14 protein-coding genes are annotated in these 13,254 nt (G+C 51.1%); 4 read left to right on the top strand and 10 right to left on the bottom strand.

Annotated features, from left to right (window positions below; all coding sequences use genetic code 11):
• Nucleotides 1–4: 4 nt before the first annotated feature.
• The 5 genes from HBA93_RS05365 to pcsA all read right to left on the bottom strand — a co-directional run bounded on the left by HBA93_RS05365 (nucleotide 5) and on the right by pcsA (nucleotide 5,489).
• The gene (locus HBA93_RS05365; RefSeq protein WP_221722574.1) at nucleotides 5–925 is read right to left on the bottom strand and encodes an ABC transporter permease; all 921 of its coding nucleotides are present in this window, start codon (nucleotides 923–925) and stop codon (nucleotides 5–7) included.
• Between the two features lie 3 nt (nucleotides 926–928).
• Nucleotides 929–2,020, bottom strand: a complete 1,092-nt coding sequence (locus tag HBA93_RS05360) for an ABC transporter permease (RefSeq protein WP_151159202.1) — start codon at nucleotides 2,018–2,020, stop codon at nucleotides 929–931.
• Nucleotides 2,020–3,579: an ABC transporter ATP-binding protein gene (locus HBA93_RS05355; RefSeq protein ID WP_221722573.1), complete on the bottom strand. Its 1,560-nt coding sequence runs from the start codon at nucleotides 3,577–3,579 to the stop codon at nucleotides 2,020–2,022. Before HBA93_RS05355 ends, HBA93_RS05360 begins: the two co-directional genes overlap by 1 nt.
• 167 nt (nucleotides 3,580–3,746) lie before the next feature.
• On the bottom strand, nucleotides 3,747–4,721 hold the full coding sequence (locus HBA93_RS05350; RefSeq protein ID WP_221722572.1) for a quinone oxidoreductase family protein: 975 nt from the start codon (nucleotides 4,719–4,721) through the stop codon (nucleotides 3,747–3,749).
• A 15-nt stretch (nucleotides 4,722–4,736) separates the two neighbouring features.
• Nucleotides 4,737–5,489, bottom strand: coding sequence for a phosphatidylcholine synthase (gene pcsA, locus HBA93_RS05345; RefSeq protein WP_122091965.1), 753 nt, complete (start codon nucleotides 5,487–5,489; stop codon nucleotides 4,737–4,739).
• A gap of 302 nt (nucleotides 5,490–5,791) precedes the next feature.
• On the opposite strand from pcsA, the gene HBA93_RS05340 reads away from it, so the two are divergent.
• Nucleotides 5,792–7,063 carry a UbiH/UbiF family hydroxylase gene (locus HBA93_RS05340; protein ID WP_221722571.1) on the top strand — a complete coding sequence of 424 codons (1,272 nt, stop codon included), beginning with the start codon at nucleotides 5,792–5,794 and terminating at the stop codon, nucleotides 7,061–7,063.
• The gene (gene hspQ, locus HBA93_RS05335) at nucleotides 7,060–7,398 is read left to right on the top strand and encodes a heat shock protein HspQ (RefSeq protein ID WP_221722570.1); all 339 of its coding nucleotides are present in this window, start codon (nucleotides 7,060–7,062) and stop codon (nucleotides 7,396–7,398) included. Before HBA93_RS05340 ends, hspQ begins: the two co-directional genes overlap by 4 nt.
• Here the strand turns inward: hspQ and HBA93_RS05330 are convergent.
• From HBA93_RS05330 to HBA93_RS05315, 4 genes are all read right to left on the bottom strand, one after another.
• The gene (locus HBA93_RS05330) at nucleotides 7,395–7,901 is read right to left on the bottom strand and encodes a DUF3885 domain-containing protein (RefSeq protein WP_221722569.1); all 507 of its coding nucleotides are present in this window, start codon (nucleotides 7,899–7,901) and stop codon (nucleotides 7,395–7,397) included. The two genes, hspQ and HBA93_RS05330, sit on opposite strands and share 4 nt — an antisense overlap.
• A 121-nt stretch (nucleotides 7,902–8,022) precedes the next feature.
• A complete protein-coding gene (gene thrS / locus HBA93_RS05325) occupies nucleotides 8,023–9,990 on the bottom strand; it encodes a threonine--tRNA ligase (RefSeq protein ID WP_075655266.1) in 1,968 nt (655 codons plus the stop codon).
• 151 nt (nucleotides 9,991–10,141) lie between these two features.
• Nucleotides 10,142–10,504 carry a membrane protein insertion efficiency factor YidD gene (gene yidD / locus HBA93_RS05320; protein ID WP_221722568.1) on the bottom strand — a complete coding sequence of 121 codons (363 nt, stop codon included), beginning with the start codon at nucleotides 10,502–10,504 and terminating at the stop codon, nucleotides 10,142–10,144.
• A 5-nt stretch (nucleotides 10,505–10,509) separates the two neighbouring features.
• On the bottom strand, nucleotides 10,510–10,947 hold the full coding sequence (locus HBA93_RS05315; RefSeq protein WP_221722567.1) for an iron-sulfur cluster assembly scaffold protein: 438 nt from the start codon (nucleotides 10,945–10,947) through the stop codon (nucleotides 10,510–10,512).
• Nucleotides 10,948–11,317: 370 nt separating this feature from the next.
• Here HBA93_RS05315 and folE point away from each other — a divergent pair, with 370 nt between their 5' ends.
• Both folE and hisI read left to right on the top strand, forming a co-directional pair.
• Nucleotides 11,318–11,929, top strand: coding sequence for a GTP cyclohydrolase I FolE (gene folE / locus HBA93_RS05310; RefSeq protein ID WP_121992578.1), 612 nt, complete (start codon nucleotides 11,318–11,320; stop codon nucleotides 11,927–11,929).
• The gene (gene hisI / locus HBA93_RS05305) at nucleotides 11,926–12,336 is read left to right on the top strand and encodes a phosphoribosyl-AMP cyclohydrolase (RefSeq protein WP_221722566.1); all 411 of its coding nucleotides are present in this window, start codon (nucleotides 11,926–11,928) and stop codon (nucleotides 12,334–12,336) included. Before folE ends, hisI begins: the two co-directional genes overlap by 4 nt.
• 161 nt (nucleotides 12,337–12,497) lie before the next feature.
• On the opposite strand, the gene HBA93_RS05300 is transcribed toward hisI, so the two are convergent.
• On the bottom strand, nucleotides 12,498–13,175 hold the full coding sequence (locus HBA93_RS05300; RefSeq protein ID WP_221722565.1) for an outer membrane protein: 678 nt from the start codon (nucleotides 13,173–13,175) through the stop codon (nucleotides 12,498–12,500).
• Nucleotides 13,176–13,254: the final 79 nt, after the last annotated feature.

Genomic DNA, 13,254 nt, shown 5'->3' with positions numbered 1-13,254 from the left:
CGGATTATCTATCCGGCACGAAAGGCTTACCGAGCGATGCCGGTGTATTCATCATTGTCAGGCGGCGGTTACGCGAAATAATCACCAGTACAATGATTGTTGCCAGATATGGCAATGCCGACAACAGTTGCGGCGGCAGACCGATGCCGAATGCCTGCGCATGGAGCTGACCGATAGTCACTGCACCAAAAAGATAGGCGCCAATCAGCACGCGCCAAGGCCGCCATGAAGCAAAAACCACCAGAGCCAGCGCAATCCAGCCACGTCCAGCGGTCATATTTTCCACCCATTGCGGCACATAAACGAGGGAGAGCTGCGCACCGGCAAGACCGGCACAGGCACCGCCGAATAGTACGGCAAAATAACGCGTGCGCACCACATGAATGCCAAGGGCATGAGCGGAGCCGTGATTGTCGCCGATAGAGCGCAGTTTCAGCCCTGCCCGTGAGCGGAACAAGAACCAGTTGACGCCAATAACCAGCAGCAATGCGATATAGAAAATCGGGTCTTGTCCGAACAGCAATTTACCGATCAGCGGAATATCGCTCAGATAAGGAATATAGATCGCGCCAAGGCGCACGCCCGGTAAACCGACAAAGCCCTCACCAATCACTGCCGATGCACCCAGCCCCAGAATAGTCAGAGCCAGACCTGTTGCCACCTGATTGGTGACCAGTGTCAGCGTCAGAAAGCCGAACAGCAAGGCGCAGGCTGCCCCTGCAAAAATTGCTGCGATCATGCCGAGCCATGCATTGCCGGTCAAATGAGCGATACCGAAGCCGGTGACCGCGCCCATCAGCATCATGCCTTCAACACCGAGATTGAGCACACCGGAGCGCTCAACGACCAGCTCACCGATAGCGGCAATCAGCAAAGGTGTGGCAGCTGTTGCAATGGTCAGCATAATTGCCTGTGTCATATCCATGGCTCAGGCCTCCCCGCGCAGATCATGCTGACTGCGACTGACAAAACGAATACGGTAGTGAATGAAAGTATCGCAGGCGAGCACGAAAAACAGGATCATCCCCTGAAACACGCGCGCGGATTTTTCTGAGATACCGATAGAAAGCTGTGCCGCCTCACCGCCGAGATAGGACAATGCCAGCACCAGACCGGCCGCAATAATGCCCAGTGGATTAAGCCGCCCGAGAAAGGCAACAATAATCGCCGTAAAGCCGTAACCCGGTGTGATGGTTGTACGCAGCTGCCCGATAGCACCGGACACTTCGCTGATACCGGCAAGACCTGCCAGCGCGCCGGAGACCAGAAAGGCAAAGAATGTAATCTTGCCCGCACTGAAACCGGCGAAGCGCGCCGCCCGCGGACTTTGCCCGACAACCTTGATCTGAAAACCTTTTAGAGTGCTGTGCAGCATGAACCACAGCAAGAATGCAGCGATAATGGCGAAGATGAAGCCCCAATGCGCACGCCCTGCAGCCGACCAGATTTCCGGTAACACAGCATATTCATGAAACTGACGGCTTTCCGGGAAATTATTGCCTTCCGGATTGCGCCAAGGCCCGCGCACAAGCCAGTCCAGAAAGAACTGCGCCACATAGACCAGCATCAGGCTGGTCAGGATCGTATTGGCATTAAAACGGGTTTTTAAAAGCGCCGGTACCGCACCATAAAGCGCACCGCCAATCATCCCCATCAGCAGCATCAGCGGCAGAACATACCAGCCCTGCACGTCCGGATATAATATCGGCAGGATCGAACCGGTAATCGCGCCCATGGTCAGCTGACCTTCGGCACCGATATTCCAGTTATTCGACAAGTAGCAGACGGAAAGCCCGACAGCGATCAGGATCAGCGGCGCAGCTTTGACCAGCAATTCATGGATCGACCACATATCCAGCAGCGGCTCAATGAAAAAAGCATGGAGTGCAGCAAAAGGATCTTTACCCATCAGCGCAAACAAAATGGCGCCGCAAATCATTGCAAGCGCCAGTGCTAACAGCGGAGAAATTGCGCTGAACCAACGTGAGGGTTGTGGCCTTTTAATCAGTTCAATACGCATCAGACTGCCCCGCCCATCATCAGGCCGATTTTTTCAGCCGTTACAACATCGCGCGGCATGGCTTCGGATAACTGACCATGATGCATCACTGCGATACGGTCACAAATTTCAAATAATTCATCAAGGTCCTGACTGATGACCAGCACGGCAGAGCCCTGACGTGACAGATCCACCAAAGCCTGACGAATACGCATTGCCGCACCGGCATCCACGCCCCATGTCGGCTGATTGACGACAAGAACAGACGGGTTGCGATCCAGCTCACGGCCGATAATGAATTTCTGCAAATTGCCGCCGGACAACGCACCGGCCACCGGATTTTCCGCATTTTTGCGTACATCCATCATCGCATTGATGCGTTTGGCAGCGGAAGACAATGCAGATTGCGAAATGATTTTGAGCCAGCCGCCCTTCAGGAACATTTTTGCATCGGTACGGTAACGCGACAGAAACAGATTATCCGTCAGCGGCAGTTCCGGTACAGCGCCATGTCCCAGACGTTCTTCCGGCACAAAACCTGCACCCAGCATCCGGCGTTGCGTGATACCGGCGAGACCCGCCTGCTGCCCGCGAATACGGATGGTCGATGCCTGATCTTGCCGCAACTCGCCGGATACGGCTTCAAAAAACTCGCTCTGACCGTTACCGGCAACGCCGGCAATGCCCACGACCTCACCGGCAGCTACATTCAGAGAAATATTGCGTAATGCTGTTGAGAACGGTCCGCGCGGTGCCTGTGAAAGCCTGTCAATCTCCAGTAATGTCGTCCGTTCCGCTGGCTGCAACTCAGCTTTCGGACGTTCAACCAGTGCCACATCCTCACCGACCATCATACGTGCAAGTGACGCCGCTGTTTCCTGCGAAGGCGTGCAATGAGACACGACTTTGCCATGACGCAGCACGGTTGCACGATCGCAAATCTGTTTCACCTCTTCCAGCCGGTGGCTGATATAGAGAATGGATTTACCTTCACTTTTCAGGCGATTGAGCGTGATAAACAGTTTGTCCGCTTCCTGCGGGGTCAAGACTGATGTCGGCTCATCGAGAATAATAAGCTGCGGCTCCTGCAACAGGCAGCGGATAATTTCAATGCGCTGGCGCTCCCCAACCGACAAATCGCCGACAAGCGCATTGGTATCAACCGGCAGGCCGTATGTTTCACCGATCTGCGATGCTTTTTGCGCAACTTCATTGAGGGAGAGACCCGCATCCAGTGACAGCGCGATATTTTCTGCAGCGGTCAGACTGTCAAACAGAGAGAAATGCTGAAAAACCATACCAATGCCAAGCTTGCGGGCATAGGCCGGATTATTCATGCGGACTTTGCGTCCCTTCCAGAAAATCTCGCCGTCCTGCGGCTGTAAAGAGCCGAACAGCATTTTAACGAGCGTGGATTTTCCTGCGCCGTTTTCCCCTAGCAGCGCATGAATTTCGCCATGTTCAATCGTTAGATCAATCTGGTCACATGCTTTCAGCGCACCAAACTGTTTGGTTAAACGCCGTACATCCAGTAATTGCTCAGCCAGTAATTGTTGAGGTTTTGCGGAAGGTTCTGTCATGTGTCCCCTAGACATTTCTTCCGCCCACCTTATGCCATAGTCAAAAAAATAGGGAAGCCGAAAAGTAATTTATAACAATTCTATGAACACTTTTTGCAAGATACATAAAGAAATTCCGGCGAAATCAGATTTCGCCGGAATATTATTTTTAAAATCAGGGAATGATTTTACGGGATCAGTATCGTTGTGCCGGTGGTTTTGCGTGCCTCAAGATCACGCTGCGCCTGTGCTGCATCCCGCAATGCATAGGTCTGATTGACATTGATTTTGACTGCACCGTTGGCAACCACATCAAACAGCGCCTGCGCCGCACGCTCAAGCTCTTCCCTTGTCGCAATATAAGTACCAAGTGTCGGACGCGTTGCATAAAGCGAACCATATTGATTGAGCAGCGCCAGTTCGAATGGCGGCACCGGTCCCGATGCATTGCCATAACTCACAAACAAGCCGCGCGGTTGCAGAACTTGCAGCGATGCCGGGAATGTATCTTTACCGACACTGTCATAAACGACCGGCAGGCCTTTGCCGCCGGTGATTTCCTTCACCTTGTCGACGAAATTATCTTCACGGTAATTGATAACATGGTCATAGCCGAGAGACAGCGCGAGATCGATTTTCTCCTGCGATCCGGCAGTACCGATGACCGTTGCGCCGAGATGTTTCGCCCACTGACCGGCAATCTGTCCCACGCCGCCAGCGGCAGCATGGATCAGGATCGTATCGCCCTTCTGCACCTTGTAGGTCAGGTTAATCAGATAATAGGCTGTCATGCCTTTCAGCATCATTGAAGCGGCAAGGCGCAAATCCATATTATCCGGCACTTTAACCAGACGATCCGCAGCAATCAGCCGTTCATCCGCATAAGAGCCCATAGCACCTGTATAGGCCACACGGTCACCAACTTTAACATTGGTAACGCCCTCACCAACAGCGACGACTGTGCCTGCACCTTCCTGCCCCGGAATGAAAGGCAGTTGCGGCGCTTTATAAAGACCGGTGCGGAAATAGACATCAATAAAATTCAATCCGACCGCTTCATGGCGGATACGCGCTTCACCTGCTTTGGGCTGACCAAGTTCGACCTGTTCATATTTCAGAACATCAGCACCACCGGTTTCACGGATCAGAATTGCATTTATCATTGTCAGAATTCCCTGTTATTTCGCAGCAGTTTTAAGACCGAGATTAGGCAGGAACTGCATCACGATACCAATGCAGTAGAGATAAATACCGGTAACGGAAATACCGATACGCACCCAGAGCGGAGCATCCATCTGATAGAAAATGCCCGCCACGCCGAAAACACACCACAGCAAAAAAATCGTGAGATTGAGCGGACGCAGCCGCACCACGCGCACCGGATGCAGAAAATTCAGCGGTATGAAAGACAGGATCGCGGAAACGACTACAACTGCAAAGGCTGTCCATTCGCCCGGACCAACGATGAACAAGGTGAAGACCACCATATTCCAGACCACAGGGAAACCCTTGAAGAAGTTTTCTTTGGTCTTCATGCCGGTATCTGCATAATAAATCGCACTGCTGATAACAATGATCGCGCCGGACAGGAATGACAGGCCGTGCCCCATGAATCCGCTCTGATAGAGCGCAAATGCAGGGATCAGCACATAAGTGACATAATCAATGATATTATCGAGAAGTTCACCCGACCAGTTTGGCAGCACATATTTCACTTCCAGCTTGCGGGCGATCGGCCCGTCAATGCCATCGACGAAAAGTGCCAGCCCGAGCCAGAGAAACATTGCAGTCCAGTTTTCTTCACTGGCAGCAACCAGTGACAAGAAAGCCAGAAAGGAGCCGGAAGCCGTTAACAGGTGAACAGAAAAAGCCCTGACCTGAGGCAGAGTGACTTTTTTAGCTTTCAGTTTGTCTGTCAGTTTCGCTTTCAAGATCTTTGCCGATTCTGTTACAAAAAATTAATGAATTATCAGTCCTGACAGCTTTTGTCGAAAAACACTAAAAGTGCAAGAAAAGCTGACTTGAAAAATAGACAAAATGTCGCTCATCCAAAGAAGTTACCTGCTATAAGTGACTATCTCCGCTCTAAGCATATGTTTTTAGTGTCGTAACGGCGACTTATGGCCTAAAAGAATGTGCAGAATAATCTGCTTATGGTTTTTAAGATTTAGCAGGCTAATTCCGGCGATTTGACTGTTTGATTCACAAAAGCCGGAAAACAAAGAGGTGCATTATGTCAGGCTCCGTTCATTCATCCGAGTTCGCTTCAGCACGCATTGTTGTGAGCGGCAGCGGCCCTGCAGGTATGATTGCGGCACTGGCAATGGCGCAAGCGGGCTATGATATTCTGCTCGCGGGACCGGTAAGCGATCAGGATGACCGGCGCACCACAGCATTGATGATGCCTGCCATTGAATATCTCGACAGTCTCGGTGTGTGGCAAACCATCCGTCCGGATACAGCAGCCCTCGCCTCCATGCGTATTGTTGACGGCACCCGCAGACTGATCCGAAGCCCTGCGGTGACATTCCGCGCTTCAGAAATCGGAACGGAAGCTTTCGGCTATAATATCCCAAATCTGGTGCTGAACCGTGCATTGCATGAGGCAGTAACCGCGCATCCGCGCATTGCGCGCAACTTCAACAATGCCACCGCCTATCAGCATAATGCAGACAGTATTTCTGTCACTTTCAGCGACGGACAGGTTGTAACCACACCATTGGTCGTGGCTGCAGATGGTCGCAACAGCTCAGCGCGTGATGCAGCCGGCATTCAAACCCGCCGCTGGCGCTATCCGCAAACGGCAGTTGTATGCTCCTTTAGTCATAAAGTACCGCATCAGAATATTTCGACCGAGTTCCACACCGAGGACGGCCCTTTCACGCAAGTGCCGCTGCCCGGCAATCGCTCCAGCCTTGTCTGGGTTGCCAATCCGCGCCATGCTGAAAAGCTGATGGCGCTCGACAGCGAACAGCTCGCCCGCGAGATTGAAACAAAAATGCAATCCATGCTCGGGCAGATTACGGTCGACACCAAACAGCAGGCATGGCCGCTCTCCGGTCTGGTGCCGCTGAAATTTGCTGCCAAGCGCACCATTCTGATCGGCGAAGCAGCGCATGTTTTCCCGCCAATCGGCGCTCAAGGTTTGAACCTCGGCACCCGCGATGTGGAAACACTGATCTCCGCTCTGAACAAAGATAAGCAGGATGCCGGTTCTGACCGCGTGATCCGCGCCTACGACAGCGGCCGCCGCCCTGATATTCTGGCACGTACCGGCTCGGTCGATGTGTTGAACCGCACGCTGCTGTCAGACTTCCTGCCAGCGCAGATCATTCGCGGCACGGGACTGGAAATCCTGCGTGTTGTACCGCCGCTGCGTGCTTTCTTCATGCGTGAGGGGTTGCGTCCCGGTGGCGGTTTCAAAGCCCTGCTACCGTCTTTCACCGCAGCGAATAAGAAGACGACACTGCCAATTGTCACGCCACATCACGACGGATCACAATGAGTGCTTTTGAAGTAAAATATGCACGTTTCCAGATCGGACAGGTGGTGCGCCACCGCCTGTTACCGTTTCGCGGTATCATTTTCGACGTTGATCCGGAATTCGCCAATACGGAAGAATGGTACATGTCCATTCCTGAAGCTTCACGTCCGAAACGTGAGCAACCATTTTATCATGTGCTGGCGGAGAATGAGGAAACGGATTACGTAGCCTATGTTTCCGAGCAAAATCTGGAAGAAGATGAAAGCGGCGAACCGCTGCGCCACCCGCAGATCGGTGACTATTTCGACATCGACAGCCACGGCGAATATCGCTTTAAAGCCGCACCATTGAATTAAAGCCCGCTTACAAGCGGTGAACGCCATTGCTCAAATCGTTCTTTAAGTTGATTGAGTTGCGCTGTATCTGGCAAGATGACATCCATCCCGCCATCATACATATAAAGCATTTGTGTTTTCTGATTCACAAACAGAATGCCTGATATTTTCTCATTGACAACCAAAGAAAACAGATCATTAAAAGCGCCGCTTTTCCAATGAGTTTGTTTATAGAAAAAACGAGATCTGCATTTTTCTCCATCTTCATCGGTATATGATTTGATGCCAGTACTCTTAAAACCAAGAGTAAGAAGCTTCAAAAATCTGCTGGTTTCAGATTTTTCAACACCAGTATCAGATACCAGCCATAATGGTTCATGTTCAGCAAAGATTGTACCGGCCACGCTATTGTAGCGTTTTAAAATCTCTTTCTGCTCACTTTCATTGGATGGGTAGCGCTTTCCTTCAGGTAATGCGTAAAATCGTACCCACTGTTGCCGTTTTTCTTCACGCAACAGATACATCAAAGGCAGCGATCCTGAGTATATACTATTCCAGAATTGTGAGAATGGAGTGCTACGCATTGGTGCCCCAATATTAGAGAAAACAAAAAGGCCGGATTGCTCCGGCCTTTTCTTATATCAATTATGCACGGCGAAGATCCGGCGGTGTTGCCTCTTCACGCAATGAGCTCAGTGCTTCATCCAGCGACATAGGTGTCTGATCACGGGAGCCGAGACGACGCACATTGACTGTACGTTCTTCCGCTTCACGCTTACCAAGCACCAGAATGACCGGCACTTTCTGCAGCGAGTGCTCACGCACCTTGTAGTTGATCTTCTCGTTGCGGAAGTCGGTCGTTACCTGCAAACCTGCTTTTTTGAACAAGTTAGCAACTTCCTGACCATATTCATCCGCTTCCGAAGTGATCGTTGCCACAACAACCTGAATTGGTGCGAACCACAGCGGCATATGACCGGCAAAGTTCTCGATCAGAATACCGAGGAAACGCTCCATCGAACCGCAGATCGCGCGGTGGATCATAACCGGCTGCTGCTTCTCGGAGTTGTTGTCGATATAGAATGCACCGAATCGTTCCGGCAGGTTGAAGTCAACCTGCGTTGTACCGCACTGCCATTCACGACCGATCGCATCTTTCAGCGTATATTCGAACTTAGGACCGTAGAACGCACCCTCACCTGGCAGAATACCGGTTTTGATGCGGCCGCCGGAATTGGCTTCGATTGTCTTGAGCACTTCGCCCATAACGCTTTCCGCACGATCCCACAGCGCATCATCACCAACGCGCTTTTCAGGACGTGTGGAGAGCTTGACCGTGATCTGATCGAAGCCGAAATCAGCATAAGTCGAAAGGATCAGATCGTTAATGCGCAGGCATTCATCGGCCATCTGTTCATCTGTACAGAAGATATGCGCATCATCCTGCGTAAAGCCGCGAACGCGCATCAGACCATGCAACGCACCGGACGGCTCATAGCGATGCACATTACCGAATTCTGCCATTTTGATCGGCAGATCGCGGTAGGATTTCAAACCATGTTTGAAAATCTGCACGTGCCCCGGGCAGTTCATCGGCTTCAGCGCGAAAACGCGGTCATCTTCAGTATCATCACCGGCAGTGGTGACCTTGAACATGTTGTCTTTATACCAGCCCCAGTGACCGGATGTTTCCCAAAGAGATTTATCCAGCACCTGCGGTGCGTTGACTTCCTGATAGCCATGATCGTCAAGACGACGACGCATATAGCTGACAAGGCTCTGGAACATACGCCAGCCCTTGGAATGCCAGAACACCACACCCGGACCTTCTTCCTGAAAATGGAACAGATCCATTTCACGGCCAAGACGGCGATGATCGCGCTTTTCAGCTTCTTCCAGCATTGTCAGATATTGCTGCAGATCAGCATCATTCGCAAAAGCTGTACCGTAAATACGTGTCAGCATCGGATTGTTGCTGTCACCGCGCCAATAAGCACCGGCAACTTTCATCAGCTTGAACGCATTGCCGATCTGACCTGTGGACGCCATATGCGGACCACGGCAAAGATCGAACCAGTCGCCCTGATAATAGATCTTCAGATCCTGACCTTCAGGGATCGCATCAATCAGCTCGACCTTATAGGATTCACCCTTATCGGAGAAAACCTGCTTGGCTTTTTCGCGTGTCCAGACTTCGCGTGTGAACGATTTGTTGCGGGCAATGATTTCACGCATTTTCTTTTCGATAACCGGCAGGTCATCGGGTGTGAAAGGCTCATTGCGGGCGAAGTCATAATAGAAGCCGTTTTCGATAACCGGTCCGATTGTGACCTGCGTGCCAGGGAAAAGCTCCTGCACAGCTTCAGCCAGAACGTGGGCGCAGTCGTGGCGGATCAGCTCCAGCGCGCGCGGATCTTCACGGGTGAGAATCTCGACTTTGCCTGATGCGCCAAGCGGCTCGGACAAATCACGCACGGTGCCGTCAACCGCATAGGCGACAGACTTTTTAGCCAGTGATTTGGAGATGGATTCGGCAAGCGCCAGACCAGTCATGGCCGGATCATATTCGCGCTGTGAGCCGTCGGGAAATTCGAGAGTAATAAGATCAGACATTGTCATCCTCATCCAGTCCCGCCAACGATTGCGGGTGGTTGTTTAAAGTAAATGTATAATTACCGGCTCCTGCAAAACGAAGTGCAGATGCGACCGGCAGCGTCTCTATAATCAATCTAAACAGGGAAATAAACCTTTGCCCCATAAAAGCTTAGTCATTATCGGGTTTTGCAGCCGAAATGTGCCAATAACGCCACGGAAAATACCATTTATAGCGCGGCTCCAGCGCTTCCGGCACGCGATCTATGCCGCAGGTGCCGAGCGGCCCGCAACGCATAACACGAAACAAGCCCATCCAGCCGCCGGTCCACAAACCGTAACGGGCAATAGCCTCATAGGCATATTCGGAACAGGTTGGCATATGGCGGCAGGAATTACCGATAAAACCCGATAAAGTCAGCTGATAAAGCCGCACAAGCCCTGTTCCCAGCAAACGATCCGGTGTCTTGCGCCATGCGCCCTGATAGTTACGGCTGTATTTTTTGCGGGGTTTGGTTTCAGGCTGCGCGCACATATCGCTTACACAGCAGCTTTTGCGGCAATCTGATCCAGACAGTCAACAACAGCATCAAATGTCAGTAAAGTGGATGCATGACGGGCTTTATAATCACGAACCGGCTCGAAAAAACGCAAATCTTCAAAGCGGCCTTCAGGCGGCGCACCATTATCTTTCAGCATTGCAGTCATTTGTGCCTGTAATTCGCGCAATTCAGCCTCTGTGGAGCCGATAATATGACGTGCCATCACCGATGAGGTCGCCTGCCCCAATGCGCAAGCCTTTACCTCATGGGCAAAATCCACGACAATGCCGTCTCTGACTTTAAGATCGACAATCACGGTAGAGCCACAAAGCTTGGAATGTGCCTTTGCTGTTGCATCCGGCGACTGAAGACGGCCAATATGCTGAATGTTACCGGCAAATTCGAGAATCCGGGCATTATACATATCATTGATCATCCGGCTCTCCTTCAGCATGTTCCGGGGCTGTGCCGGACATGATTGTATAAGTGGCTATATAAATATTTCATTTCAAGCCGCTATAGAGAATAGCACAACCGAAATACGACATAAATCGGCTGTCTTTGCTCTTTTAATATCTTCGACATACTTTATATAGAACAGGCATTTGCCTTTTGCGGATATTTCCGCGACAGTCAATGCAAACAGGCAGAGCAGACCTTTGGCTGTATTCTGCAAAACGCCAGATAACTGCCCCGACATAAATGCCAAGCCTTCAGCGGTACAGCTAAATTTACTGCCTGAGCAAGCTTCGTAACAGTGTCCGTTTAACTCGTCTCTCCACAGAGAGAGACTACGGGAGCTCGATATGAACAAGCACATTTCCGATTCACAGACCAGCAATATTGCACGCCCCACAAAGGCTGAGGCAGAGGCCGCTGTAAAAACATTGCTGCTCTGGATGGGCGAAGACCCGTCGCGCGAAGGGTTACTTGAAACCCCGAAACGCGTGGCAAAAGCCTATAAAGAACTGTTTTCCGGTTATCATCAGTCACCGGAAGAAGAGCTCGGCACTGTTTTTGAAGAAGTTGCCGGCTATAAAGACATGGTTCTGATAAAAGACATCAAGTTTTTCTCGCATTGCGAGCACCATATGGTGCCGATTATCGGCAAGGCACATATCGGCTATCTGCCGAATGGTTCTGTTGTCGGCCTGTCGAAAATTGCACGTGTCGTTGATATGTTTGCCCATCGCCTGCAAACACAGGAAAGCATGACAGCGCAGATTGCTCACAGCATTCAGAATATTCTCAAGCCTCTCGGCGTTGCTGTCTTAATTGAAGCAGAGCATATGTGCATGGCTATGCGCGGTATTCGCAAACAGGGATCAACCACGTTGACAACTACCTTTACAGGCGCTTTTGAACAGGATGTCGCCAATCAGGTTCGGTTCATGACCATGCTGCGGAGCGGTTCATGACCCGATTGCCTGCCGATTTCCCTGCGCAAACCGACAAGCACAGCACCGAGGAATGTGCTGTTTTTGCGCCCCGCTTTGACAGTTCAGGTCTGATTACCGCAGTTGTGACAAGCGTGGATGACGGCGAATTGCTGATGGTTGCGCATATGAACAGTGAAGCTTTGCGCCTGACACTGGAAACCGGCATAGCCCATTACTGGTCGCGGTCACGCAAGTCGCTTTGGAAAAAAGGTGAAACCTCCGGCAATTTGCAGACTGTTATTGAGATGCGTACAGATTGCGATCAGGACGCCCTGTGGCTCAAGGTCAGAGTTGCCGGCAATGGTCCGACTTGCCACACAGATCGTCATTCCTGCTTTTACCGCACGGTAGATATTTCAGGTAATAACGTCATTTTACATAAATAAATCAGCATATTAGGTTTATTTTTAACGTAAAACACAAAAGCCCTGCGTAATATTGATTACGCAGGGCTTTTTGTCTGGAGGACGGTTCTTTCGCCAAATATCAAATCCGGCGAAAGAAATCTTGAAGACATGAGAGGCGTCCTTCACCTCCCGTCAGATTATCAGAACTTGTAGTTCACACCAACGCGCACAGTGTGGAAGTTGGTTTTAACTTTAGCCACATCAACCTGGTCACTGAACTTAACTTTGCCGAGGTCTGTGTAGAGATATTCTGTCTTCAGAGTTACGTTGTCTGTGAAAGCGTGCTCTACACCAGCACCGGCAGTCCAGCCAGCGCGGGTCTTGGAAGCGCTTTCAGACAGATCCAGAGCAGCATCGTAGCCTTCGATCTTCACTTTACCGTAAGCAAGACCGGCTGTACCGTAGAGCATGGTGCGTTCAGCAATGTCTGCACCCAGACGACCACGAACAGTACCGAACCACTGGACTTTGCCCTTTACAGTGCCTTCGTAAGCGCCGGCTGCATCGTAGAAATCAACCGATTTCTTCATGGTCGAGCCCTGGAAGTCAGCTTCAATACCGGCAACGATCTGATCGAACTGCCAGTTATAACCAGCCTGTACACCACCGACAAAGCCGCGTGGCTTAATGCTGACGCCGTCTTCTTTCATTTTACCAAAACCGTAACCGGCATTGGCACCAACATAACCACCTTCCCAGCTGAAGGTATTCACTTCAACGGCCGGAGCAGGTTCGTTGTAAACGATAGCGTCTGCAGCCATTGCAGTGCCGGAGAACAGAACAGCTGCTGAAGCAGCGAGGATGACTTTATTAAACATGGGAGAACCTCAAAATCTTTCTTGATCTTGTTTTACACCATCCGGACAAAAATGCTGTAACAATATTGCAACACGAATA

Origin of the sequence: Ochrobactrum sp. SFR4 (assembly GCF_019730395.1) — a bacterium.
Lineage (GTDB): Bacteria > Pseudomonadota > Alphaproteobacteria > Rhizobiales > Rhizobiaceae > Pseudochrobactrum.
Note: the sequence above shows the minus strand (reverse complement) of the source record. Positions and strands in the feature narration are given on the sequence as shown.